The 24,675-nt window shown below is 64.0% G+C and carries 27 protein-coding genes; 11 read left to right on the top strand and 16 right to left on the bottom strand.

Annotated features, from left to right (window positions below; translation table 11 throughout):
- Positions 1-2 precede the first annotated feature (2 nt).
- The 5 genes from lptG (at position 3) to rsmA (ending at position 6,392) form a co-directional block, all read left to right on the top strand.
- The gene (lptG, locus tag AC2FMM_RS06350) at positions 3-1,103 is read left to right on the top strand and encodes an LPS export ABC transporter permease LptG (RefSeq protein WP_496713306.1); all 1,101 of its coding nucleotides are present in this window, start codon (positions 3-5) and stop codon (positions 1,101-1,103) included.
- The gene (locus tag AC2FMM_RS06345; RefSeq protein ID WP_496796091.1) at positions 1,103-3,259 is read left to right on the top strand and encodes an LPS-assembly protein LptD; all 2,157 of its coding nucleotides are present in this window, start codon (positions 1,103-1,105) and stop codon (positions 3,257-3,259) included. Before lptG ends, AC2FMM_RS06345 begins: the two co-directional genes overlap by 1 nt.
- The gene (locus tag AC2FMM_RS06340) at positions 3,250-4,503 is read left to right on the top strand and encodes a peptidylprolyl isomerase (protein ID WP_496686302.1); all 1,254 of its coding nucleotides are present in this window, start codon (positions 3,250-3,252) and stop codon (positions 4,501-4,503) included. Before AC2FMM_RS06345 ends, AC2FMM_RS06340 begins: the two co-directional genes overlap by 10 nt.
- Positions 4,500-5,465 (top strand): 4-hydroxythreonine-4-phosphate dehydrogenase PdxA, encoded by a 966-nt coding sequence (gene pdxA / locus AC2FMM_RS06335; RefSeq protein ID WP_496796090.1) that lies wholly within the window; start codon positions 4,500-4,502, stop codon positions 5,463-5,465. Before AC2FMM_RS06340 ends, pdxA begins: the two co-directional genes overlap by 4 nt.
- Before the next feature lie 84 nt (positions 5,466-5,549).
- A complete protein-coding gene (gene rsmA / locus AC2FMM_RS06330) occupies positions 5,550-6,392 on the top strand; it encodes a 16S rRNA (adenine(1518)-N(6)/adenine(1519)-N(6))-dimethyltransferase RsmA (protein ID WP_496713304.1) in 843 nt (280 codons plus the stop codon).
- Between the two features lie 67 nt (positions 6,393-6,459).
- Here the strand turns inward: rsmA and AC2FMM_RS06325 are convergent, their stop codons facing one another.
- The 3 genes from AC2FMM_RS06325 to prfA all read right to left on the bottom strand — a co-directional run bounded on the left by AC2FMM_RS06325 (position 6,460) and on the right by prfA (position 9,176).
- Entirely contained in the window at positions 6,460-7,038 is a 579-nt protein-coding gene (locus tag AC2FMM_RS06325; RefSeq protein ID WP_496686309.1) for a DUF4167 domain-containing protein, read from the bottom strand.
- A 240-nt stretch (positions 7,039-7,278) separates the two neighbouring features.
- Positions 7,279-8,124: a peptide chain release factor N(5)-glutamine methyltransferase gene (gene prmC / locus AC2FMM_RS06320; RefSeq protein ID WP_496740678.1), complete on the bottom strand. Its 846-nt coding sequence runs from the start codon at positions 8,122-8,124 to the stop codon at positions 7,279-7,281.
- Positions 8,121-9,176 (bottom strand): peptide chain release factor 1, encoded by a 1,056-nt coding sequence (prfA, locus tag AC2FMM_RS06315; RefSeq protein ID WP_496796089.1) that lies wholly within the window; start codon positions 9,174-9,176, stop codon positions 8,121-8,123. Before prfA ends, prmC begins: the two co-directional genes overlap by 4 nt.
- 62 nt (positions 9,177-9,238) lie before the next feature.
- Here prfA and AC2FMM_RS06310 point away from each other — a divergent pair, with 62 nt between their 5' ends.
- Positions 9,239-9,541 (top strand): hypothetical protein, encoded by a 303-nt coding sequence (locus AC2FMM_RS06310; RefSeq protein WP_496796088.1) that lies wholly within the window; start codon positions 9,239-9,241, stop codon positions 9,539-9,541.
- Here AC2FMM_RS06310 and AC2FMM_RS06305 read toward each other — a convergent pair.
- From AC2FMM_RS06305 to AC2FMM_RS06290, 4 genes are all read right to left on the bottom strand, one after another.
- A complete protein-coding gene (locus AC2FMM_RS06305) occupies positions 9,467-9,874 on the bottom strand; it encodes a DUF1499 domain-containing protein (RefSeq protein WP_496796087.1) in 408 nt (135 codons plus the stop codon). The genes AC2FMM_RS06310 and AC2FMM_RS06305 overlap by 75 nt on opposite strands.
- A gap of 66 nt (positions 9,875-9,940) precedes the next feature.
- Positions 9,941-10,888, bottom strand: coding sequence for an agmatinase (speB, locus tag AC2FMM_RS06300; protein ID WP_496796086.1), 948 nt, complete (start codon positions 10,886-10,888; stop codon positions 9,941-9,943).
- A 69-nt stretch (positions 10,889-10,957) separates the two neighbouring features.
- Positions 10,958-11,935 carry an agmatinase gene (gene speB, locus AC2FMM_RS06295; RefSeq protein ID WP_496682319.1) on the bottom strand — a complete coding sequence of 326 codons (978 nt, stop codon included), beginning with the start codon at positions 11,933-11,935 and terminating at the stop codon, positions 10,958-10,960.
- 35 nt (positions 11,936-11,970) lie between these two features.
- Positions 11,971-13,134 carry a M20 aminoacylase family protein gene (locus AC2FMM_RS06290; protein ID WP_496682317.1) on the bottom strand — a complete coding sequence of 388 codons (1,164 nt, stop codon included), beginning with the start codon at positions 13,132-13,134 and terminating at the stop codon, positions 11,971-11,973.
- A 66-nt stretch (positions 13,135-13,200) separates the two neighbouring features.
- Between AC2FMM_RS06290 and mazG the strand changes: the two genes are divergently transcribed.
- The 3 genes from mazG to AC2FMM_RS06275 all read left to right on the top strand — a co-directional run bounded on the left by mazG (position 13,201) and on the right by AC2FMM_RS06275 (position 15,509).
- The gene (gene mazG / locus AC2FMM_RS06285) at positions 13,201-14,058 is read left to right on the top strand and encodes a nucleoside triphosphate pyrophosphohydrolase (protein ID WP_496796085.1); all 858 of its coding nucleotides are present in this window, start codon (positions 13,201-13,203) and stop codon (positions 14,056-14,058) included.
- Positions 14,059-14,121: 63 nt separating this feature from the next.
- Positions 14,122-15,063, top strand: coding sequence for a nucleoside hydrolase (locus AC2FMM_RS06280; protein WP_496796084.1), 942 nt, complete (start codon positions 14,122-14,124; stop codon positions 15,061-15,063).
- On the top strand, positions 15,060-15,509 hold the full coding sequence (locus AC2FMM_RS06275; protein WP_496682311.1) for a GNAT family N-acetyltransferase: 450 nt from the start codon (positions 15,060-15,062) through the stop codon (positions 15,507-15,509). Before AC2FMM_RS06280 ends, AC2FMM_RS06275 begins: the two co-directional genes overlap by 4 nt.
- Here AC2FMM_RS06275 and AC2FMM_RS06270 read toward each other — a convergent pair.
- The 7 genes from AC2FMM_RS06270 to AC2FMM_RS06240 all read right to left on the bottom strand — a co-directional run bounded on the left by AC2FMM_RS06270 (position 15,506) and on the right by AC2FMM_RS06240 (position 21,545).
- Entirely contained in the window at positions 15,506-15,676 is a 171-nt protein-coding gene (locus tag AC2FMM_RS06270; protein ID WP_490361548.1) for a hypothetical protein, read from the bottom strand. The genes AC2FMM_RS06275 and AC2FMM_RS06270 overlap by 4 nt on opposite strands.
- Positions 15,677-15,824: 148 nt before the next feature.
- Positions 15,825-16,352, bottom strand: coding sequence for a GNAT family N-acetyltransferase (locus AC2FMM_RS06265; protein ID WP_496740689.1), 528 nt, complete (start codon positions 16,350-16,352; stop codon positions 15,825-15,827).
- 46 nt (positions 16,353-16,398) lie between these two features.
- Entirely contained in the window at positions 16,399-17,676 is a 1,278-nt protein-coding gene (gene eno, locus AC2FMM_RS06260; RefSeq protein ID WP_496682309.1) for a phosphopyruvate hydratase, read from the bottom strand.
- A gap of 135 nt (positions 17,677-17,811) precedes the next feature.
- On the bottom strand, positions 17,812-18,696 hold the full coding sequence (locus AC2FMM_RS06255; protein ID WP_496711812.1) for a DMT family transporter: 885 nt from the start codon (positions 18,694-18,696) through the stop codon (positions 17,812-17,814).
- 144 nt (positions 18,697-18,840) lie between these two features.
- Positions 18,841-19,254 (bottom strand): Fur family transcriptional regulator, encoded by a 414-nt coding sequence (locus AC2FMM_RS06250; protein WP_005982689.1) that lies wholly within the window; start codon positions 19,252-19,254, stop codon positions 18,841-18,843.
- Between the two features lie 81 nt (positions 19,255-19,335).
- Entirely contained in the window at positions 19,336-20,040 is a 705-nt protein-coding gene (locus tag AC2FMM_RS06245; protein WP_496682305.1) for an endonuclease/exonuclease/phosphatase family protein, read from the bottom strand.
- A gap of 86 nt (positions 20,041-20,126) precedes the next feature.
- Positions 20,127-21,545 carry a protein adenylyltransferase SelO gene (locus tag AC2FMM_RS06240; RefSeq protein WP_496796083.1) on the bottom strand — a complete coding sequence of 473 codons (1,419 nt, stop codon included), beginning with the start codon at positions 21,543-21,545 and terminating at the stop codon, positions 20,127-20,129.
- 66 nt (positions 21,546-21,611) lie between these two features.
- On the opposite strand from AC2FMM_RS06240, the gene AC2FMM_RS06235 reads away from it, so the two are divergent.
- Entirely contained in the window at positions 21,612-22,031 is a 420-nt protein-coding gene (locus AC2FMM_RS06235; protein ID WP_496740697.1) for a cupin domain-containing protein, read from the top strand.
- Positions 22,032-22,121: 90 nt separating this feature from the next.
- Positions 22,122-23,663 (top strand): phospholipase D family protein, encoded by a 1,542-nt coding sequence (locus tag AC2FMM_RS06230; protein WP_496796082.1) that lies wholly within the window; start codon positions 22,122-22,124, stop codon positions 23,661-23,663.
- A gap of 12 nt (positions 23,664-23,675) precedes the next feature.
- Here AC2FMM_RS06230 and AC2FMM_RS06225 read toward each other — a convergent pair whose 3' ends face one another.
- Both AC2FMM_RS06225 and AC2FMM_RS06220 read right to left on the bottom strand, forming a co-directional pair.
- On the bottom strand, positions 23,676-24,128 hold the full coding sequence (locus AC2FMM_RS06225) for a TspO/MBR family protein (RefSeq protein ID WP_496796081.1): 453 nt from the start codon (positions 24,126-24,128) through the stop codon (positions 23,676-23,678).
- A gap of 29 nt (positions 24,129-24,157) precedes the next feature.
- Complete coding sequence (locus tag AC2FMM_RS06220; RefSeq protein WP_496796080.1) at positions 24,158-24,670, bottom strand: aggregation factor core; 513 nt, start codon at positions 24,668-24,670, stop codon at positions 24,158-24,160.
- Positions 24,671-24,675: the final 5 nt, after the last annotated feature.

Raw genomic sequence — 24,675 nt, 5'->3', positions numbered from 1 at the left:
ACGTGATTCTCGACCGTTACTTCGCGCGTCGGTTTATACAGAGCTTTCTGGTCATCGGCGCCATCTTCCTGACCTTGATGATCCTGATCGACCTGATCGAACAGCTCCGGCGCTTTGGTGACGTCAATCTGTCCTTCGGCCAGTTGCTGCAACTGACGCTGCTGAACACGCCGGCGGCGATCTCGGAAATGCTGCCCCTGCTGATGATCCTGTCCACCATCGCGCTGTTCGTCGGACTGGCGCGCAGTTCCGAACTGGTAGTGACCCGCGCCATCGGTCGGTCGGGCATCCGTGCGCTGGCCGCACCGGCGACGGTGGCGCTGTTGGTCGGCTGTCTCGCCGTGGCCTTCCTGAATCCGATCGCGGCGGCCACGTCGGAAAAATACCGCAACATGTCAGACCTCTACAAGAACGGCGGCAGTTCGACCCTTTCGATCAGCCGCGACGGCCTGTGGCTGCGCCAGGGATCAGCTCAGGGACAGTCGGTGATCAACGCGCGCAGCACCACAAGCGGCGAAACCCTCGAGTTGCGCGACGTGACGATCATCACCTTCGGCCCCGAGGGTATTCCAAACCGCCAGATCGTCGCCCGCCGCGCCATGCTTGAGGACGGCAACTGGGTTCTACGCGACGCCAAAGACTGGTCGCTGGCCGACGGCGAAAATCCCGAAACCCAGGCGACCAAACACCAGACCCTCAGGCTGGCCACGACGCTGACCCGCGATCGCATCCTCGACACGTTGGGCCAGCGGGATTCCGTTTCGGTCTATGACCTGCCGCAACTGATCCGCGATCTGCGCGAGGCCGGCTTTTCGACCAAGCAATACGAGGTCTGGATGCATGTTCAGCTCGCGCGTCCGCTGTTTTTGGTTTCGATGGTCCTGATTGGGGCGGCGTTTACCATGCGCCATGTCCGGTTCGGGGGCACCGGCATCGCGGTTCTCAGCGCCGTTCTGCTGGGCTTCGCCATCTATTTCATCCGCAACTTCGCACAGATCCTCGGAGAAAACGGACAATTGCCGATCTACCTCGCGGCCTGGGCGCCGCCCTTTGCCGCCATCCTGTTGTCGCTTGGCCTGCTTTTGCATGTGGAGGATGGCTGATGCGCCGGCTCGCGACCTTGCTGCTGACGGCTGCGCTGGCCGCGGGCACCCCTTGGCTCGCCACCGCGCAGCCCAGCCAACCCGACACCGCCACACGGCAACAGCAGGACCCGCCCGCCCTGCTGGTGGCCGACAAGGTATTCGTCACCGCCGATGGAAAGCTGGTCGCGGAAGGCAATGTCGAGGCCTTCCAAGGCGATGTCCGTCTGACCGCGCAGCGCATTACCTATGACCGCGAGACGGGCGGCCTGACGCTGGAGGGTCCGATCCGCATCGACCAAGGTGGACAGGCCACCGTTCTGGCCGATTCGGCCGAGTTGGATGACGGTCTGCGCAACGGGCTGCTGACCGGCGCCCGCATGGTCTTTGACCAGCAAGTCCAGATCGCCGCCGTTCAGGCGACCCGCGCCGCTGGACGCTACACGCAGTTCAGCAAGGTCTCAGCGACCTCGTGCTACGTTTGCGCCGATGGTCGTCCGCCGCTGTGGCAGATCCGCGCACGCAAAGTGATCCACGACCAGGTGGAACGGCAGCTTTATTTCGAAGGCGCACAGTTCCGCGTGATGGACGTGCCGGTATTCTATTTCCCCACCCTGCGCCTGCCCGACCCCACGCTGGACAGGGCAACCGGGTTCTTGGTGCCATCCATCAGAACGACGTCGCAGCTGGGAACCGGGGTTCAGGTCCCGTATTTCTTCAAGCTCGGCGACCATCGCGACCTGACCGTCACGCCCTATGTGTCTTCCAAGACCCGCACGCTGGGCCTGCGCTATCGGCAGGCGTTCAAACGCGGACGCATTTCGTTCGAGGGGGCCTATACCCGCGACGACATCCTGCCGGGAGAAGGCCGCGGATATCTGTTCGGGTCCGGATGGTTCAACCTCAGGAACGATTTCCGCCTGACCTTCGACATCCAGGCCGCGTCAGATGACGGCTATCTGGCCGATTACGGCCTGCCCGACTATGACCGACTGCGCAGCGAACTCGCGCTGGAACGGATCAAGCGCGACACCGCGTTCCGTACCAGCTTCATTCACTACAAGACCTTGCGCGACAGCGAGAATCAGGACGAAATCCCTTCGCGCGTGTTCGACCTGTTCTACGAAAAGCGCTATTTCCCGACCACTCTGGGCGGTGAAGTCCGGTTGGGTTTCGAAACCCACTCCCATACCCGCACCAGCGACGCCGACATCACCGGGCGCGACGTCGCCCGCGCGAGTTTCGACGCCGAATGGCTGCGCAGTTGGACCTTCGCAACCGGCCTGCGCGCCGATGTCGAGATGGGCGCATCGGTCGATACGTTCGACATCCGCAACGACAGCGCCTATCCAGATCAGCTCAGCCGCGCGACCCCGCGAGCGGCGCTGACCCTGCGCTATCCCATGACTCGGCGCGAATCCTCGGGGGCGACGCAATTCCTGGAACCTATCGCCCAGATCGGCTGGACCCACGTGTCCGACACGAACGTGCCCAACGACGAAAGCACTTTTCAGGAGTTCGACCAGGGCAACCTGCTGTCGATGTCCCGGTTCCCGGCCCCCGATCGGCGAGAGGATTCGACAACCGCCGTGATCGGCGTCAACTGGGCCCGCTATGCGGCCGGCGGCTGGCAGGCCCTAGCCACGATCGGACAGGTTTTCCGCGCCGATGCTGATTCGAACTTCACCCTGACCTCGGGGCTGCAAGGCACGTCCTCGGACCTTCTTCTGGCCGGTCAGATCAAGACCGCCAACAACCTCTCGCTGGCGGGGCGCGCCCTGCTGGATGGGGATTTCAGCTTTACCAAGGCCGAATTGCGCGGTGACTGGAAGGGCAACAGCACCTCTTTATCGGGCAGCTACATCTGGCAGGAGCCCGACCCGGCCGAGAACCTCGATGACGAGATTTCCGAAATTCGGTTGACGGCGCTCCACCGTTTGAACGAAAACTGGCGGACGCGCGCGCTGGCCCGCTATGATCTGGCCGAATCCGAGCCGCTCAGATTTGGCTTGGGCCTGACCTATGAAAACGAATGCGTGCAGGTAAACATGTCCGTCAGCCGGCGATATACGTCGTCATCAACTATTGAGCCCACGACGGAATTCGGCTTTACCGTTGCACTGACAGGATACGCCGTCGAAGGCGGGGGCAAAAAGTACAAGAGACAATGCAGTTGATTTCAGCTATCTCCACCTTTCTTCGTTCCGGTTTTCTGAAATCGGCGGCGCCCCTGCTGGCAGCGGCCCTGATCTCGGCGCTGCCGCATCAGGCCCCGGCCCAAAGCCTGTTCGCCCCCGCCATCCGGGTCAACCAGGACATCATTACCTGGTACGAACTGGAACAGCGGCAGCGGTTCCTCGAGGTCCTGGGCATTCCCGGCAGTTCAGAGCCCGAGGTCCGCAAGGCCCTGATCGACGAGCGGCTGCGCAAGCAGGCCATGCGCGAAGCCGGCATTCAGCCCACCCCCGAGGATATCCAGCTTGCGATCGATGAATTCGCCGCTCGCGGCCAGTTGGCGCCCGACCAGTTCCTGCAGGCGCTGACCGACTCGGGCGTCGACCCCGAAACCGTGCGAGACTATGTCGGCAATCAATTGGCTTGGCGTGACTATGTCAGTTCGCGCTTCATTTCTCAGGCCCGGCCCACACCCGACGAGATCAACCGCGCCATGGGCCAGGCCGGTGGCGGCGGGCTTCAGGTCCTGCTGTCGGAAATCATCATTCCCGTCACCCCCCAGACCCTTGCCCAGGCCGAGGCGCTGGCCGACGAGATCGCTCAGGTCAAGACCATCGACGCTTTCTCGGCCGCGGCCACGCAATATTCGGCCGCCCCGACGCGCGAGAACGGCGGGCGCCTCGATTGGCTGAATATCTCCAATCTGCCGCCGGTCCTGCAGCCCGTGATACTGGGCCTCAAGACCGGTGAAGTGACCCCTCCGCTGACGCTGCCGAATGCCGTCGCCCTGTTCCAGTTGCGCGGCCTGCGCGAGGTCGCAACCGGAGCGCCGCGGTACTCCAAGATCGACTACGCCGCCTATTATCTTCCCGGCGGCCTCAGCCCCGAAACCTTGAAACGCGCGGCCGAGCTCAAGGAAACCGTCGACACTTGCGACGACCTGTACGGCATCGCCAAGGGTCAACCGCCCGAAGTGCTCGACCGCGTCGAGGCCAGCCCGTCGGAGATTCCGCGCGATTTCGCGGTCGAACTCGCCAAGCTCGACCCGAACGAAGTGTCCTCCACGCTGACCCGCAACAATGGCCAGACGCTGGTGTTCCTCATGCTGTGCGGCCGCACCCGCGACCTGGGCGAAGACACCTCGCGCGAGGACGTGGCCAACGCGCTGACCCAACAGCGGCTGCAAGCCTTTGCCGACAGCCTTCTGGAACAACTGCGCGCCGACGCCACGATCATCGAGCAATGACCGCGCCCATCGCGCTCAGCTGCGGCGAACCCTCGGGCATCGGTCCGGAAATCGCCGCCAAGGCCTGGGCCGCGTTGCGCGACAGCTGCCCGTTCTTCTACATCGGCGATCCCGACCACCTGCCGGACGATATCCCCACGACCAAAATCACAGACCCCGCCCAAGTGGCTGACATCTGCGCGGAGGCGCTGCCGGTGTTGCCGCTGGCTTTTCCCGCCCCCAACCTGCCCGGCCGCCCCGATCCGGCCAATGCGCCCTCGGTGATCGATGCTATCGAAACCGGCGTGTCGCTGGTGCAATCGGGCGCGGCCTCGGCCCTCTGCACGGCACCGATCCACAAGAAGGCCCTGATCGACGGCGCCGATTTCGCTTACCCAGGACATACCGAGTTTCTGGCGGCGCTCGCAGGCCGCTCCCGCGTGGTGATGATGCTGGCCAGCGACCAACTCCGCGTGGTGCCCGCCACGATCCACATCCCGCTGTCGCAGGTGCCCTCGCGGCTCACGCCCGACCTGCTGCGCGACACGATCGCGATCACCGCCGATGGACTGCGTCGCCAATTCGGCATCCCGCATCCTCGCATCGCGGTGGCCGGACTCAACCCCCATGCCGGCGAGGGTGGCAAGATGGGTCGCGAGGAACTGGACTGGATCGCCCCTCTGCTGGCCGACCTCACCCCCGACGGCTACACCGTCACCGGCCCGCACCCCGCCGACACGATGTTCCACGCCGCCGCACGCGCCCGATACGATGCCGCGATCGCCATGTATCACGATCAGGCGCTGATCCCGATCAAGACGCTCGATTTCGACCGTGGCGTGAACGTGACCCTGGGCCTGCCCTTCATCCGCACCTCGCCCGACCATGGCACCGCGCTCGACATCGCCGGTACAGGTATCGCCAACCCCACCAGCTTGATCGAGGCGCTGAAACTCGCCCAACGCATGGCACAAAGCACTTGATCCTTCATCTGGCCCCAAATATCCCCGCCGGAGGCAAAAAATCTCTGGCGCACAGCCTGCCCCTCGCGCCACGGTAATCGGATCATGAGCGCAATCGACACCCTCCCCCCGCTGCGCGAGGTCATCGCCAAGCATCAGCTCTCGGCCCGCAAGTCGCTGGGCCAGAACTTCCTGCTCGATCTCAACCTGACCGCCAAGATCGCCCGGCAGGCCGGCGACCTGAGCCAATGCGACGTGCTGGAGATCGGCCCCGGCCCCGGAGGCCTGACCCGCGGTTTGCTGGCCGAAGGTGCGCGAAAGGTGGTGGCGGTGGAAAAAGACACCCGCTGCATCGCCGCGCTTCAGGAAATCGCTGCTGCTTATCCCGGGCGGCTTGACGTCATCAATGGTGACGCTCTCGAAATCGATCCAACTGAACACCTGACGCCGCCCATCCGCGTGGCGGCCAATCTGCCCTACAATGTCGGGACCGAACTGCTGGTGCGCTGGCTGACCCCGCCGGAATGGCCACCCTTCTGGCAAAGCCTGACCCTGATGTTCCAGCGCGAGGTGGCCGAACGCATCGTGGCGCAGCCCGGCACCAAGGCCTATGGCCGACTTGCGATCCTGGCCCAGTGGCGGGCTGAGGCGCGCATTGCCATGTCCCTGCCCCCCGGTGCGTTCACGCCGCCGCCCAAGGTCAGCAGCGCCGTGGTCCACTTGACCGCCCTTCCCGAACCACGCTTTCCGGCGGATGCCGACACCCTGTCACGCGTCGTGGCCGCTGCGTTCAATCAGCGCCGCAAGATGCTGCGCGCGGCGCTCAAGGGGCTGGCCCCCGATATCGAGGACCGCCTGACAGCCGCAGGCATCAAGCCGACTGATCGTGCCGAGCAAGTCTCGCTCGAAGCCTTCTGTGCGCTGGCACAGGAATTGCGGAAAACCTGACAGTCGGACCAAGAAAAAGCCCCGGCGCAGATGCCCGGGGCCTGTTCGTTGGCGCAAGTCCGACCGACTATTCAGCCGCTTCAGGTGCATCGCCTCCTTGCACAGGTGGCTCGGTTTCGGCCGGCGCCACCTTGGGTTTGCGACCGCGCGGACGGCGCGCGGGCTTTTCCTTCGGCTCAGACGCGTCGGCTGTACCGCCCTTGCTCTCTGGAGTTTCAACCAGCCCGGATTCAGGCGAATCCGCATCGCTATCCAAATCCAACACATCCGGCTGCGGCGCTTCGGCCGGATCCGCCCGGCGCGCAGCTTCCCGCTCCTGCCGCTCGGCCCGTTCACGGTCACGTTCGGCCTGCCGCTCGCGGTTCTGCCGCTCCTGCTCCTCGCGGCGTGCTTCCATCTCACGCTGCGCTTCGCTCAGCATACGCAGATAGTGTTCGGCATGTTGTTGAAAGTTTTCGGCAGCCACGCGGTCATTGGCCAGCTGTGCATCGCGCGCCAGTTGGTTGTACTTGTCAATGATCTGCTGCGGCGTGCCGCGCACCTTGCCCTCGGGTCCCGAGCTGTCGAAAACCCGGTTAACGACGTTGCCACCAGAGGGGCGATTGCGGTTGTTCTTTGCCCGCGAGCGGGATTTGGAGGATCTCATCTTACTGTACGTCAGCCTTGTCTTGCACTGTCGATCCGCCCGAAGTCTGCGCTGCTCTGTGGCTTGTGCCTTTGCGGGACTGTCGACGTTTTTGGGCTTGGCGTCAGGGGTGCGCCGAAAGGGCGTCAACCGCGCTGACTAACCCGAGTAAACATGTCCTGACGGCGCAGACAAGGGGTTAAAGTTCAAAATGCCGGGTTTTTTACCGCGACCGGCGTAAATCGGCCTCAGAATCCACGGCTAGCCCGGCATTTTGGCGCCAACAACCCGGTCGCGTCCATCCAGATCGGGGATCACGCGGATATCCACCAACCCCGCCGCGTCGAACAACGCGCTGACCGCCTGCGCCTGTGTCGGGCCGATTTCCACCAGAAGTCGTCCACCGGGCGTCAGGTGATCAGGGGCGCTCGCCGCAATCCGGCGATAGGCGTCCAGCCCGTCCGCTTCATCCGTCAAGGCCAGACGCGGTTCGTGCTCGCGCACTTCGGGCGCCAAACCGTCCATCTCATCGAGCGCTATATAGGGCGGATTGGAAACGATCAGGTCGAAATACCCGCCAATGTTTTCAAACCAGTCCGAGCGCAGGATCTCTGCCCGATCCTGCACCCTATGGACCACCGCATTGGCGCTGGCCTGCAGACAGGCGGCCTCGCTCAGATCGACGCCCAGCCCGGTTGCGCTGGTGCGCTCCGCCAGCAGGGTGATCAGGATGCAGCCCGAGCCGACGCCCAGATCCAGCACGCGGTCAAACGGCTGGCTCAGGGCCGCTTCGATCAGCGCTTCGGTCTCGGGGCGCGGGTCCAGCACGTCGCGGCTGACGCGGAAGCGTCGGCCGTAGAATTCGCGCTCGCCCAGCAGATGGGAAACCGGAACCCGGATCGCGCGCAGCGACACCAGTTGCTCATAGCGTTCGGCGATCTCGGGCGAGAGCTCTTCGGGTGCGATCAGGGTCACGCGGCTGGCCTCGATCCGGGCGGCATGGGCCAGCAGGACCCGGGCGTCCCGCGCTGGGTCGTCCACACCGGCCGCCCGCAGGCGCGCGGTGGCGGCCACCATGGCCTGTGCCGCTGTCAGCGCCGCGATCATTGCGCCATCTCCGCCAACAGGCGCGCCTGATCGTCGGCCGTCAGCGCGTCGATCACCTCGTCCAGATCACCCTGCATCACCTGGTCCAGCTTGTAGAGCGTCAGGTTGATCCGGTGATCTGTCATCCGGCCCTGCGGGAAATTATATGTACGGATGCGCTCGGAGCGGTCGCCCGACCCTACCTGGCTGGCCCGGTCGGCCGAGCGTTCACTGTCGATCCGCTGACGCTCGAGGTCATAGAGACGCGTCTTGAGCACCTGCATGGCGATCTCGCGGTTGCGGTGCTGCGATTTCTCGGAACTCGTAACCACGATCCCGGTCGGCAGGTGGGTGATCCGTACCGCCGAGTCGGTGGTGTTCACGTGCTGCCCACCCGCGCCCGAACTGCGCATCGTGTCGATGCGCAGGTCGTTCGGGTCGATCTGGATGTCCACGTCCTCGGCCTCGGGCAGAACCGCCACCGTCGCCGCCGAGGTGTGAATCCGACCGCCGCTCTCGGTTTCGGGAACGCGTTGAACGCGGTGCACGCCGGACTCGTATTTCAGCCGGGCAAAGACGTTGTCGCCCTTGATATGGGCCACCACTTCCTTGATGCCGCCCAGTTCGGTCTGCTGTTCTTCGATGATCTCGAACTGCCAGCCACGCGCCTCGGCATAGCGCTGATACATCCGCAGCAGGTCGCCCGCAAACAGAGCCGCCTCGTCGCCGCCGGTGCCGGGGCGGATCTCCAGCATCGCCGGCCTCGCATCGGCCGCGTCCTTGGGCAGCAACGCCAGTTGCAGCGCGTGCTCGGCCTCGGGGATGCGCGCCTTGAGCTGCGGGATCTCCTCCTCGGCCAGCTCTTTCATGTCGGGGTCGTCCAGCATCGCCTCGGCCTCGGCCAGATCGGCCCGCAACTGGCGCCAAGCTGCAATCTGTTCGACCACCGGCTTGAGGTCGGAATATTCCTTGGCCAAAGCCGCGATATCCCCACCCGAGGCGCCATCGGACATGGCCGCTTCGAGGTACTGGAATCGCTGGGTGATCTGTTCAAGACGTTCTTCGGGGATCATTGGGGCGGTGTCTATCATCCGACGGCTTTGGTCAAGGCCCCGGCTTGTGCTAAGCTGTGCGCATGAAACGGATCATTGCCCTGCTGATCGTCTGCGCAACGCCCGGTCTGGCCGATGTCATCGGCCCCGGTGGCAAGGTGCAGGATTGCTATTGCACCGACACATCCGGTGCGCGGGTCGAACTGGGCGAGATGGTCTGCATGAAGGTCGATGGCCGCACGTTCATGGCCCAGTGCCAGATGTCGCTGAACGTGCCGATGTGGCGCGAGGTGTCCGAGGGGTGCCTGTCTTCAGGACTGCACAGCCGCCAGCCAACCGTCGACCCGGGTGCGATTGACGTCGAAATCCCGTCGGCCAAATCGTAACCGTCCATAGATGCGCAGCGTGTCGCCGTCCTGCTGGGCAGTGGTGTAGTCGGGAAAGCCGAACACCCGGCTGCGAGTCACATAGGTGATCAGGCCCTCATCCACCGATCCGGCCAGCACCGTCGTACGCGCCGTCGCCAGCACCACCTTGTCCAGCCGCGCAAGGCCGTCCGGTCCGGTCTGCACCACGCGGATCACGCCTCCGGGCAGGTCACGATCTGCCTCGGCCACGATCGGCACATGCCAGTGCGCGGGATCGGACGGTGCCAGCCGCACATAGAGGCCAAGCGCGACAACCGCTGCGACGACCAACCAAAAAAACATGCGTTTCATTCCATTCAGACCCTCCGGCAGAACCCTAACCGCCCGCCGGTACGGGGCAAGACCTGCCGGCCCTGCCTACCGTGACGTCACGCCGGGCAGGATACACAGCAGCTCGAACAGCAGGTTTGCCGCCGTCAGCGCGGTGTTGCCCGACGGATCATAGGGCGGAGAGACCTCGACCAGGTCGCAGCCAACCACGTTCATGCCCCCCAGCGCGTGGATCAGCTGCAGCGCCTGCGGCGTGGTCAGGCCGCCGATCTCGGGCGTGCCGGTGCCGGGGGCGTAGGCCGGATCCAGGCTGTCGATGTCGAACGAGATGTAGACCGGGTGATCGCCCACCGTCTTGCGGATCTGCGCACCGATCTCGGTCAGATTCTGTTGCCACAACTCCCACGCAGGAAACTGGCGGAACCCCCAGTCGCGCGCCTCGGTGAAATCGCTGGCCGCATAGCCCGACCCCCGAATGCCGACCTGAAAGGTCTTGTCGGGCACGATCAGCCCCTCTTCATACGCGCGGCGGACTACCGTTCCGTGGGTCTCGCGCTCGCCGAACATCTCGTCATTGATGTCGGCATGGGCGTCCACATGCACCAGAGCAACGGGGTCGTGTTTGGCGGCAACGGCCCGCAGGATCGGCAGAGTGATCGAATGATCGCCCCCCATCGCCACCGGGGTCACCCCCTGCGCCAGGATCGCGTCATAGCTTGCCTTGATAATCCGCAGGCTGTCGGCCAGCGAGAATGTGTTGATCGCCAGATCTCCGATATCGGCGATCTGGAGGCTGTCGAAAGGCGCGGCCAGCGTGGCCATGTTGTAGGGCCGGATCATCGCGCTTTCGGCGCGGATCTGCTTGGGGCCGAACCGGGTGCCCGACCGCCACGAGGTTCCAATATCCATCGGCACGCCCAGCACAGCCACGTCCAACCCCGCCAGTCTATCGGCCGCAGGCAACCGCATGAAGGTGTTGGGCCCGGAAAACCGCGCCAGATCATTGCCGCTGATGGGTTGGTTGAATTGGCTCATGGCGTCTGCGCCCCCTGTCCCGTTGGTTCACCTGATACCGGCCATAGCAAAACCATGGCTAACCAATGGTTAAAGCCGCCCGTCTTTCGCCAGTTTGTTCCATCCCAGCAGGCACACGATCTGGGTCGCCACATGCGCCCCCGCGATCGCTGTGGCGCCGGACGTGTCAAACGGCGGAGACACCTCGACCACGTCGCCCCCCTTGATGTTGATCCCGGCGATGTCGCGCAGGATGATCTGCGCCTGGATCGAACTTAGCCCACCCCAGACCGGCGTGCCGGTGCCAGGGGCAAAGGCCGGGTCCAATCCGTCGATGTCAAAGCTCAGATAGACCGGGCTGTCGCCCAGGATACCCTTGATCTTCTGCGCCACGGCGGCAGGGCCAGATTCATAGACCTCGCGCGCGTCGATGATGTTGACGCCCAGCGTGTCCTCGTTGGTGGTGCGGATCCCCACCTGGACCGAGCGTTTCGGGTCCACGATCCCTGACTTCACCGCCTTGTAGAACATGGTGCCGTGGTCCACCCGGCTCATGTCGTCATCGGCCCAGGTGTCGGTATGGGCGTCGAACTGCAACAGCGACATCGGACCGTATTTCTCGGCATAGGCCTTGAGGATCGGAAAACTGATATAGTGGTCGCCCCCCAGCGTGACCGAGGCCACATCCGCCGCCAGAATGGTGCGGATATGGTCGGTCAACGTGTTGGGAAAGGCGGGAATGTTGGCATAGTCATAGGCCATGTCGCCATAGTCGATGATCGCCAGCTCGCTGAGCGCATCGAAAGGCCAACCATAGGGCGCATCGGGCGATTGCAGGGCGCTGGCCTCGCGGATCGCGCGCGGGCCCAGACGGGTGCCGGGGCGGTTGGTCACCGCCTGATCGAACGGCACGCCGGTCACTGCGATATCGGCGCCGGTCAGATCCTTGGTGTACAGCCGCCGCAGAAAGGACGTGGCCCCGCCAAAGGTGTTTTCATAGCTCAACCCCTTCAGGTCGGGGTTGGTAAAGGCCTCATCGACCTGATTTTTCGCGTCTTCCAATGCCATTTTGGCCCGTATCCTCCCTGATATCGACCGGACCGTCAGGTCAACGGCTGCGCCTTTTCGACGATGCGCGCAAAAAACGAGGCACCCACCGGTGCGATCTCGTCGTTGAAATTGTACTTGGGGTGATGCAGCCCCGGCCCGTCGCCCTGCCCCAGGAACAGATAGGCGCCCGGGCGCTCCTGCAGCATGTACGAGAAATCCTCGGCCCCCATCTCGCGGCCCGAATTTGCGATCACCCGATCGGCGCCTGCCACTTCGCGCGCCACCTCGGCGGCGAAACCGGTCTTGTCCGCATCGTTGACCGTGGCCGGATAGCCCACGACGTAATCCAGCGTCGCCGTGACCCCATAGGATGCCGCCTGCCCCTGCACGATTTCTTCAAGACGGGTCATCACCATCTTCTGCACCGCCGGATCGAAGGTCCGGACGGTGCCGTTCAGATAGGCGGTGTCGGGGATCACGTTGTTCACGGTCCCGGTGTGGATCTGGGTGACCGAGATCACCAGATCGTCCAGCGCATAGTGGTTGCGGCTGACGATGGTCTGGATTGCCTGCGCGATTCCGCAGGCGGCCATGACCGGGTCGCGCGTGTCGTGTGGCATGGCACCGTGGCCACCCACGCCCTGAATGTGGATGTCGAACGTATCGACCGCCGCCATGATCGGCCCGGGCGTGGTATAGAATGCGCCCTCGGCAAAGCCCGGCGCATTGTGCAGCGCATAGACCTCGGCGATGTCGAACCGGTCCATCACGCCCTCTTTGACCATGATATCGGCGCCGCCTCCCTCTTCTTCGGCGGGTTGGAACAGCAAAGCCACGCGGCCCCGGAAATTCCGCGTCTCGGCTAGGTACCGCGCCGCGCCCAGCAGCATTGTGGTGTGCCCGTCATGCCCGCAGGCATGCATCTTGCCGGGATTCTTCGAGGCATATGCCACCCCGGTCTGCTCCTCGATCGGCAGCGCATCCATGTCGGCGCGCAACCCGATCGTGGGGCCATCGCCCTGCCCGTTGATGATCGCCACGATCCCTGTCTGCGCGATCCCTTCGTGCAACTCGTCCACGCCGAACTCGCGCAGCCGCTCGGCCACGAAGGCGGCGGTCTGGTGGCAATCGAATTCCAGTTCCGGGATCGTGTGCAGGTGCTGGCGCCATTCGGCCATGTCGGCGGCGTAATCGGCAATGCGGTTGACGACGGGCATCGGGGGTGGACTCCTGATCCAAGCTGCGGGATGGATGCATCTGACACCGGAACAAGGGGCTTCGCAATGGTTGAAAATCCACTGATCCACGATACCGACGCCGGAATCGAGCGGCTGCTGGAGATCATGCGCCGCCTGCGCGACCCGGACACCGGCTGCCCGTGGGATATCGAGCAGGATTTCGCCACCATCGCCCCCTACACGATCGAAGAGGCCTATGAGGTCGCCGACGCCATCGAACGCCAGGCCTGGGACGAGCTCAGGGGCGAGCTGGGCGACCTGCTGTTCCAGTCGGTCTTTCACGCCCAGATGGCCGAAGAGGCCGGGCATTTCACCTTTCAGGACGTGGTGCGTACCATGTCCGACAAGATGGTGGCCCGCCACCCGCATGTCTTCGGCGACGAATCCCGCGACAAGTCCGCCGAACAGCAGACCCGCGACTGGGAGGCGATCAAGGCCGCCGAGCGCGCCGGAAAGGAACAAAAGGGCGCGCTGGACGGCGTCGCCGCCAACCTGCCCGCCCTGCTGCGCGCCTACAAGCTGCAGAAACGCGCCGCGCGGGTGGGCTTCGACTGGCCCCATGCGGGCCATGTGCTGGACAAGATCACCGAAGAAGCCGCCGAACTGGCAGAGGCGCGCGACCAGATGGACGCCGACGCGCTCGAGGACGAATTCGGCGACCTGCTCTTCGTGATCGTCAATCTCGGCCGCCATCTGGGCGTCGAGCCCGAGGCCGCCCTTCGCCGCACCAACGCCAAGTTCACCCGGCGCTTCAACAAGATCGAGGAACGCCTCGCCGAACGCGGCAAGACGCCCGAACAGAGCACGCTCGAGGAGATGGACGCCCTGTGGGACGAGGTGAAGGCCGAAGAGCACCGCGCGAACGGAAAACTCCCGCCGGTCAAGGCCGCAAGCGACGCCTGAAACCGCTGGACAAGCCCAGCCGCGCTTGCCAGTGTCCGCCCTCACCATCCCCCCGGAGACCCCATGACCGCCCGCAAAATCATCATCGACACCGACCCCGGACAGGACGACGCCGTCGCCATCCTGCTGGCCTTAGCCAGCCCTGAAGAGATCGAGGTGCTGGGCATTACCGCCGTCGCGGGCAACGTGCCGCTGGAGCTGACCGCCAGGAACGCCCGCATCGTCTGCGAACTGGCGGACCGAACCGACGTGCCGGTCTATGCGGGCTGCGACGTGCCTTTGAAACGCAAGCTGGTCACCGCCGAGCATGTGCACGGCAAGACCGGCCTCGACGGCCCCGACCTGCCCGACCCCAAGATGGAACTGGCCCAGGGCAACGCGGTCGATTTCATCATCCACACCCTGCGCCGCCACCCGCCCGGCACCGTCACCCTCTGCCCGCTGGGGCCGCTGACCAACATCGCCACGGCCTTTCAGAAAGCCCCCGACATCATCGAGCGGGTGCAGCAGATCGTGCTGATGGGTGGTGCCTATTTCGAGGTCGGCAACATCACCCCGGCGGCCGAATTTAACATCTACGTCGATCCCGAAGCCGCTGACATCGTGTTCAAATCCGGCGTCGATATCGTGGTCATGCCGCTGGATGTCACGCACAAAGCGCTGGTCACCAAACAGCGCAACGACGCCTTCCGCGCCCTTGGCACCAAGGTCGGCATCGCGGTGGCCGAGATGACTGATTTCTTCGAACGTTTCGACAAGGAGAAGTACGGAAGCGAGGGCGCGCCCCTGCACGATCCCTGCGTGACCGCCTATCTGATCCGCCCCGAGCTCTTCTCGGGCCGACACGTCAACGTCGAGATCGAAACCCAGTCGGACCTCACCCTTGGCATGACCGTCGCCGACTGGTGGGGCGTCACCGACCGAAAGCCCAACGCGCTGTTCATCGGCGATCTGGACGCCGACGGGTTCTTTGCCCTGCTCACCGAACGGCTGGCCCGGCTATGAGCGCCGCCCTGCGCCTTGCCCGCCCCGACGACCTTGATCGGCTGATGGGTCTGGTCGCCGCCTTTCACGCCGAGGCAGGGATCGAACAGGACCCCGACCAGCGCCGCGCGGCCCTTGCGCCGCTGCTCGAGGGCATCCCGCACGGCTGCATCTACCTGATCGGCCCCGCGCGCGCACCGCTGGGCTATGTCATCCTGACCTTCGGCTGGTCGGTCGAGTTCGGGGGCATGGACGGGTTCGTGGACGAAATCTACATCCGCCCCGCCATTCGCGGCCGCGGCATCGCTACCGAAGTTCTTCAAGCCCTGCCCAAGGCACTGGCCGGGGCCGGCCTGACGGCCCTGCACCTTGAGGTGGATCGAACCAACGAGGCCGCGCAGAAACTGTACCTTCGAACCGGCTTCAAACCGCGCGACCGCTACATGCTGATGAGCAAGACGCTCTAGCGCGACTCACCGCGGAAGATCAGGCTGGGGCTATAGTACATCTCTTGCACCGGATCATTCTGCGACACCGGTTCGCCGGTGATCGGGTAGGTGCCAGGCCCCGCACAGGCCGCCAGAACACCGACGGAAAGCATCGAAATCACGAGAAGGATTCTTGAAGCAGACATCACGTTCTCCTTTCTGCTGTACCGTCAGACTACGCCCGTCGCTGCGGTGCGCGTAGGTAAAAGTTCACACATAATCACATTTATGTTTGCTTTTTTCGCAATTCCGACCCTCCAAAACTGAGGTTTTGGGCAATTCCACTGCAATTCCTTAGGCTTCGGCGGTATCGCCCCGCAGCGACATTTCAAAGAACAACAATTGCCCTCGGGCGATTTCGGGAATGTCGGAATAGGCATCGCGTAGCTTGAACCCCAAGGACAGGTACAGCCGAGTCGCCGCCTTCAGCGGTTTTCCGGTGTCCATCCGGATCATCTCGAACCCGTCCTTGCGGCACTGGGCAATCAGTTCCTGCATGATCGCACACCCCGCGCCAGTACCCCGAGCAGCCTCGGTCACGAATACGCGCTTGATCTCAGCGATACCCGGCCCGATTGTCTGGAACATCCCGCAGCCCACCGCCTGCCCATCCAGCATCGCCAGCCGGGTCCCACCGTTGGGCGGCATATGCTCGACCTCGATGGCCGCCAGAACGGAGGCATATTTCTCGGGCGGATAGAACGTGTTGACGACCTGCCGCGACCGTTCGTCCAGTGTCAGTAGAAAGGCGTGATAGTCCCAACACAAACGCCGGACAGCATCAAACTGGTCCGGCGTTTTAGGTTCAATGATGCTGAGCATTAGGGACCCCCGGCCAATGTCGGGGATCAGACTAGCAGCTTGTGGCTTACTTGCGAAGGATCGAACGCCCCGCGTATTCCGCGACCTCGCCCAGCGTTTCCTCGATGCGGATCAGCTGGTTGTACTTGGCCAGCCGGTCCGACCGCGCCAGCGAGCCGGTCTTGATCTGACCGCAGTTGGTCGCCACGGCCAGATCGGCGATGGTGGCGTCCTCGGTCTCGCCCGAGCGGTGTGACATCACGTTGGTATAGCGGGCGCGGTGGGCCATATCCACGGCGCGCAGCGTTTCGGTCAGCGAACCGATCTGGTTCACCTTGACCAGCATCGAGTTGGCGCAGCCCTTCTCGATCCCCTCAGCCAGACGCGCGGGGTTGGTCACGAACAGGTCGTCACCCACCAGCTGCACCTTGCCGCCCAACTCGTCGGTCAGCGCCTTCCAGCCGTCCCAGTCATCCTCGGACATACCGTCCTCGATCGAGATGATCGGATAGTCGTTCACCAACGCAGCCAGATAGGCCACGTTCTCGTCGCTGCTCAGAGTCTTGCCCTCGCCCGACAGGACGTATTTGCCATCCTTGTAATACTCGGTGGCCGCGCAATCGAGCGCCAGATAGATCTCGTCCCCCGGCTTGTAGCCCGCCTTCTCGATCGACTTGAGGATGAAATCCAGCGCTTCGCGGGTCGAAGCGATGTTCGGGGCAAATCCGCCCTCGTCGCCGACACCGGTGGCCAGCCCGGCCGCCGACAGTTCCTTTTTCAGGGTGTGGAACACTTCCGAACCCATGCGCACCGCCTCGCGGATGTTGCTGGCGGCCACGGGCATGATCATGAATTCCTGGATGTCGATCGGGTTGTCGGCGTGTTCGCCGCCATTGATGATGTTCATCATCGGCACCGGCAGAACCCGCGCCGAGGTGCCACCCACATAGCGATAGAGCGGCTGGGTGGTGAAGTCCGCCGCCGCCTTGGCCACGGCCAACGAGACGCCCAGAATGGCGTTCGCGCCCAGACGGCCCTTGTTGGGGGTGCCGTCCAGCTCGATCATCGCAGCGTCGATCGCCACCTGCTCGGTCGCGTCAAAGCCCACCAATTCTTCGGCGATCTCGCCATTCACGGCGGCCACGGCTTCGAGCACGCCCTTGCCCATGTACCTGGACTTGTCGCCATCGCGCTTCTCAACCGCCTCATAGGCGCCGGTCGACGCGCCTGAGGGCACGGCTGCCCGGCCCATGGTGCCGTCTTCCAGAACCACGTCCACCTCGACGGTGGGGTTGCCCCGGCTGTCCAGGATTTCGCGTGCGTGGATGTCGATGATGGTGCTCATGATACCGGTCCCTGAAAATGCGTTCGGTTGCATGCCTCATACCAGCACGCGGGGAAAAGTAAACCGGGTCCGTTATCGCTAACACGCATATTTTCCGGCCTTTAGCGCCAACAGCAGCGTGTTTGCGCCAACAGGTCAGCAGACCGCCGGAGCCATGGCCCGCGCAATGCGCCGTTCGCGGATGAACGTGTACATGCCCGACCCGATGATCAGCGACGCGCCGATCATGGTCATCAGGTCCGGTCGTTCGCCGAACATCCACATCCCGGCCAGGATCGAGAACAGCAGACGCGTATAGCGGAACGGGGTCAGGGCCGAGGCCTCGCCCACACGCATCGCCGTGACGATGCCGAAATAGCCCAGCACGCCAAAGCCCACCGCGCCGATATAGGGGCCGACCTGCTCGGCCTGAAGCGGCACCAACGGCTGGCCCGCCATCAGCATCAGAACGCCCCCCGCCAGCGCCACCGCCGCATAGGCCTGCAACGCCACCACGGCCGAGGCCACCCGCGCGTCCAGCCGCCGGGTGATCAGATCGCGCGCAGCGATGGCGATCACCGTCGCCACCACGAACAGAGCCTCGGGGCGGAACCCGTCCAGACCCGGGCGGATGACCATCAGCACCCCGGCGAATCCGACACCGATCGCGCTCCACCGCCGCCAGCCAACGTGTTCGCCCAGAAACAGCGCGGCCCCCATAGTCACCGCCAAGGGCATTGCCTGGAACACGGCGGCGACCGTGGACAGATCGACCAGCGACAAGGCGGTCACGAAGCTGAGCGCGCCGACGGCCTCGGTGCCCGCGCGGATCAGGGGCAAGGGCTGCCAGGCGGCCCGGTCAAAAATCCGCTTGCGCGTGACCACAGCCATCAGGGCAAAGGCCAGCCCGCAGAACAGGCCCAGAACCAGCATGACCTGCCCGGTCGGCACGGAAGTCGACAGGTGCTTGATAAACATGTCCTCAAGCGTGAAGGCGGCCATCGCCCCGATGATCAGCAGAATGCCCTGTACGTTGTTCATGCGCGCGTCTCCGTCCGGCGGGCCCGTCTTGCCCGACCGGCGCAGGAAATCCCGATTGCCTCGGTCTGGCAACCCGCAACCTGACCACGAATGATGAATTGATTTGAGCCGGCCGTTCGCGTTTCGTGATGGGTCGGTGCCGGATCAGTCCTTGTCCAGCGGCACGCCGTATAATTCCAGCCGGTGCCCTTTCAGGCGGTAGCCCAACTTGGCGGCAATCTTTTCCTGCAGAGCTTCGATTTCGGGGTCCACGAACTCGATCACCTCGCCCGAGTTCATATCGATCAGGTGATCGTGGTGGTCGCGCTCGGCATCCTCATAGCGCGCGCGCCCGTCGCCGAATTCCAGCCGCTCGAGAATTCCGGCCTCTTCGAACAGTTTGACGGTGCGATAGACGGTCGCGATCGAGATGCCCGCATCCAGCGCCGATGCGCGGGCGTAAAGCTCCTCGACATCCGGATGGTCGTCGCTTTGTTCCAGAACGGTCGCGATGGTCCGGCGCTGGCCGGTCATGCGCAGGCCTTTGGCTTCGCAACGCGCGATGATCGTGTCCGGCATGGCACCCCTCAGAATCCGTTCGGGTCTCTGTCTTAGTCTGTCCGCACGGGTTTCGCCACCGTGTTTTGCACCCTTGCCGACTCAACCGGCCAGGCGCAGATCGGCCCAGACCGGCAGGTGGTCCGAGGCGATATGCGCGGGCCGCTCCCCGTGCACACCGTGGGCCAGTGCCTCGAGCCCGCCGCCCAGCGCGATCCGGTCCAGCGCACCCAGAGGCTGCGCGGCGGGAAAGCTTGGCACAGGTGGCAGGAACCGCATGTCGGGAGCCAGACGGTCAAGGATCGGCTGGCGCGACCATTCGTTGAAATCCCCCGCCCAGACGGTGGGCATCCGGTCCAGCGCGCGGCCGTCCTGCCGCAAGTGAATGATCTGCTGGCGGCGCCACGCCGAGAACAGCCCCAGATGCATCCCCATCACCCGCAGTGGGCCGATATGCGTGTCGAACTCGACCCGGACCGCCCCGCGCGGTTCGAGCCCCGGCAGATCGTGATGCGCGGCGCGGCGCACCTGAATGTGGTCGCCCCGCCAGATCACGGCGTTGCCATGCCAGCCGAGGCTGCCCGCACCGCCCAGATCAACGATCTTCCACCCCGCCTCGTCCAACATGAAATGCGGCAGCGCCGCCGGGCGCGGCGGCAGGCGTTTGTCAGCCTCTTGCAGCACCACGATATCGGCGCTCAGCCGATCCAGCACCTGCAGGATACGCTGCGGCTGGCGTCGCAGGTCCAGTCCGACGCATTTCTGGATGTTGTAGCTGGCAAGGCGCAGCTTGGGCAAAGTGGTCATCGGTTTTCTACGGTTGTACCCCGTCAGGATTCGCAGGATCGCGCCCGGACGCAAGCCGATAGTTCAGCACAGATGCCGAAACCCGCTCAGGTGCCGCAAAAGGTGGCATGCACCACCTCGTCCTGCGTGGGCGGGTGCCTCAGGTCGGCGGCGTCAGGCTGGTCGTCATAGGGTTGGGCCAGCACAGCGTTCAGCCGGTGAAACAGGGCATAGTCGCCCTGAACGGCGGCCTCGATCATCTGCTCGACCCGGTGGTTGCGCGGGATGAAGGCGGGGTTCGCCGCGTGCATCACTGCAACCGGGTCAGCCTCGCGCGTCAGCCGCGCGCGCCACCCCTCGGCCCAGCTGTCAAAAGCCGCCGGATCGGCAAACTGGTCCCGTGCCGCATCGCTGCCCAGCGCGCGGAAGGTATTGGTGAAATCGGCCTGGTTCTGCGCCATCCGCGTCAGCAGGTCCGAGATCAGTGCAAGGTCGCCGTCCTCCTCGGTGGTCAGGCCGATCTTGGCCCGGAACCGCCTCAGCCAGTGCTGCTGCATCAATTCGGGCATGGCATGTACGATCTCGGTCGCCTCTTCCACGGCGGCCTGCTTGTCCTCGATCTGCTGGATCAGCGCCGTCGCCAGCTGTGCAAGGTTCCACACCGCGATCTCGGGCTGGTTGGAATAGGCATAGCGCCCCATCCGGTCGATCGAACTGTAGACGGTACTCGGATGATAGCTGTCCATAAAAGCGCAGGGGCCATAGTCGATGGTTTCGCCCGAGATGGCGCAGTTGTCGGTGTTCATCACCCCGTGGATGAAGCCCACCGCCATCCATTGCGCGATCAGCGCGGCCTGCGCGTCACGCACGGCGCGCAGTAGGCCCATCGGCCCGACGGCGTCCGGGTAGTGGCGCGCGATGGCATAGTCGGTCAGCCGCTGCAGGTCGGCGATCTGGCCGCGTGCGGCGAACACCTGAAACGTACCCACCCGCAGATGGCTTTGCGCCACGCGGGTCAGCACCGCGCCGGGCATCAGGCCCTCGCGCAGCACGACCTCGCCGGTTTCCACCGCCGCCAAGGCACGCGTGGTGGGAATGCCCAGCGCGTGCATCGCCTCGGACACGACATATTCGCGCAGAACCGGCCCCAGCCAGGCCCGCCCGTCGCCCTGCCGCGAGAACGGCGTGCGTCCCGAGCCCTTGAGTTGAATGTCGCGGCGGATCCCGTCCGTGCCCACCACCTCGCCCAGCAGCACCGCGCGCCCGTCGCCCAGCTGTGGGTTGTAGTTGCCGAACTGGTGGCCGGAATACAGCTGCGCCAGCGGCTCGGCCCCGTCCGGCAGGGTATTGCCCGCAAACACCTGGGCCATGTCCTGCGCGTCACCGGGCGAGATGCCCAGCACCTGCGCCAGATCGTCATTGAAAGCCACCAGCCGCGGCGCGCGCACGGGCTCAGGCGACTGGCGCGCATAAAAGGCGCCGGGCAGCCGGGCATAGGAATTGTCGAAGGGGATCGTCAGGGTCATGGCGCAAACATATGATCTGTGCGCAGTATTGCCAGCACCAAATCCCATCGCCGTGAAAGGCCCGCCATGACCGCCGACCAGATCATCGACCACCTGCAGTTGCAGCCCCACCCCGAAGGCGGTTGGTATGCCGAGACTTGGCGCGCGGACAACACCGGCCGCCCGACCGCGACCTGCATCTATTTCTTGCTGAAACAGGGCGAGGCCAGCCACTGGCACCGGGTCGATGCGACCGAGATCTGGCTGTTTCACGCCGGCGCGCCGCTGATCCTGTCGATCAGCGAAAGCGACACCGGACCGGCAAACGATCACATGCTATCTCCTGACCTGAGCGAGGGTGCCCCGCAGGTCATCGTACCCGCCGGGCATTGGCAGGCCGCCCGCAGCACCGGGGACTACACGCTGGTCAGCTGTACCGTTTCACCGGGTTTCCAGTTCGACGGGTTCGAATTGGCGCCTCCGGAGTTCGACATTCCCAGGGGCTAAACCTCCGGCCCCTGCTGAACCACGCTTGAACTTGCCCTGCCCAATGCGGCAAGGTTCGCTTGTGAATGATTGGGCAAAGATGAGGGCGCGATGCGGCTGATCAAGACTTTGGTGACCGTGGCCGTGATCCTCGGCTTGGGCGTGTTTGGGCTGCGGTTGGCCTTTCCGCTGCCCGAAACCAATTTCTCGGAGCAGACATACAGCCAACCCGCGGATTGGACGGGTCCGCTGGGCCAAGCCATCGAGCCGGCGATTCAGCGCAATCCCGGACTGGATGGCGTCCGCCCCCTCGGTCAGGGGCACACCGCATTCGCCGCCCGCGCCATTCTCGCGCGTGAGGCGGTCTCGTCCATCGATGCCCAATACTATATCTGGCAGGATGACGTGACCGGCCTGATGCTGCTGGACGAATTGCGTGCGGCGGCGGAACGGGGCGTGCGCGTGCGCCTCCTGGTCGATGACAATGGCATCTCGGGGCTGGACACGCTTCTGGCGGAACTGGATGCCATGCCCACGGCCCATGTGCGCATCTTCAACCCGTTCACTCTGCGCAACCCCAAGCTGCTATCCTATGTGTTCGATTTCGGCCGGTTGAACCGCCGCATGCATAACAAATCCATGACAGTGGACGGCGTGGCCACGATTGTCGGGGGCCGAAACATCGGCGACATCTATTTCGACTATGGGGCCGGAACGCACTATCTGGATGTCGATACCATCGCGATCGGTCCTATCGTGGACGAGGTTGCAGCGTCGTTCGATGCCTACTGGAACAGCGGCTCGGCCTATGATGCCGCGTTGTTCCTGCCTGCAGCGACCGATCCAAGCCTGAAGGCATTGGCCGAGGCCGCGCGTCAGACCGCTGCCGGGGCCGGATACCAAAAGGCGATCCGCGACAATGAACTGGCCGACCGCATCGCCGACCGCGATCTGCCGTTCGAGTGGAGCGCTATCGAACTTTTTGTCGATGACCCGGCAAAGGGACTTGGACAGGTGGAGGACGAGAACCTCATGGTCGAGCGTCTGATAGCCTTTGCCGAAAGCTCCGAGACGTCGCTCGATCTGGTCTCGGCCTATTTCATTCCCGGTCCCCGCGGGGCCGAGTTGCTCGAACGGTTGGCGTCGTCTGGGGTCAAAGTCCGGGTCTTGACCAACTCAATGGATGCGACCGATGTGATGCCGGTTCATGCCGCTTACATGGCCTACCGCGACGACCTACTGGCAAGCGGGGTTCAGTTGCTGGAGCTGCGCGCGTTGCGCGCCGAGCATAAGGCACGCAGCCTGCCCGAGATTCTTGCAGGCTCTGCCTCGGGCCTGCATGCAAAGGTGTTTGGCTCGGATGGCAAACGGATCTTTATCGGCTCATACAATCTGGATCCACGTTCGGCCCGGCTGAACACCGAGATGGGGCTGCTGATCGAGAGCCCCGCGGTCGCAGCAGATCTGGCCCGGCAACTGGACAAGCCGGAATTCGCCTATCGCGTCGAAATGGCCGATGACGGCGGCCTGATCTGGATTCAGCAGACCAACGACGGAACGACCACGACCTTTGAGACTGACCCGAACACCTCTCGGTTCCAGCGCGGCCTTGCCGCCGTCGTCAGGTGGCTGCCGGTCGAGTGGATGCTCTAACCACCGCCGGCGTCAGTTCAGGACCGCGATCGATAGATTCAGTATGGTGGCGAATGCCACCCATGCCAGATAGGGCACGAACGCCCAGGCCGAAACGCGATCCACCGGGCGGACGCGTGCGATGAACAGCACAATCACCACCAGAAGCGCAAGAATCACTAACAATGCCAGCCACGGCTGATGCAGCACGAAGAATGTGGGCGACCACAGAAAGTTCAGGCCCAACTGCGCCCACCACAGGCGCATCGCGGGCGAACTTCGGTCGCGTTCGAACTGCCGCCAACCTGCCATTGCGATCAACACGTAAAGAACCGTCCAGACCGGGCCGAATACCCATCCCGGCGGGTTGAAGACCGGTTTGTTCAGAATCGCATACCACTCACCCGGCCCTGTCAGAGTGCCGATCAGTATGCCGCCACCCATTACCAGAACCAGAAATGCGATACGTGTCAGGGTCTTGGTCATGCCGGTTCCATCTGCAGTTTCACCGCCGCTCAGCAGGTCCCTACCGGTATAGCCGCGCGGGATGCCGACGAAAAGACACCACGCTGCGGGTTCTTCGCGCCTTCCAGAGAGACCGTCGCGCCCTGAATCTCGGCCCCCGACACGGTGATCTCGCGTCCGCCACCTGTGTCATCCACGTCGATCGTAAACGCGATTTCTGCACCGGGTGGCATGGCCCGGATGTCCAGATCGACCATCGACTGTCCGTCCTGAACCTGAGGCAAACCGTTCAGATACTCGGACCCCGCAACAATCTCAAAAGGCTGAAACACTTCAACCCCTGCCCTCGAGCCGGTGACATCAAAGATCAACCCGCCCTGTGACGAAGACAAATCCAGACGCACAGTTGCAGCAGACAGGTTGCAATCGCTGGCATTGCGAAGAACGAAACGGTCCTTTGGCGCTCCCTCGACGAACTCAACCTGCACTTCGGCCATGGCAGGCACTGCGAGCATGAACGCAACAGCACAACCGACCGCATTTTTCACAAGGGAACCGATCATCTTCA

The sequence above is a fragment of the Ruegeria sp. BHSC043 genome, from assembly GCF_059612985.1.
This window is presented reverse-complemented; position numbering and strand designations above follow the sequence as displayed.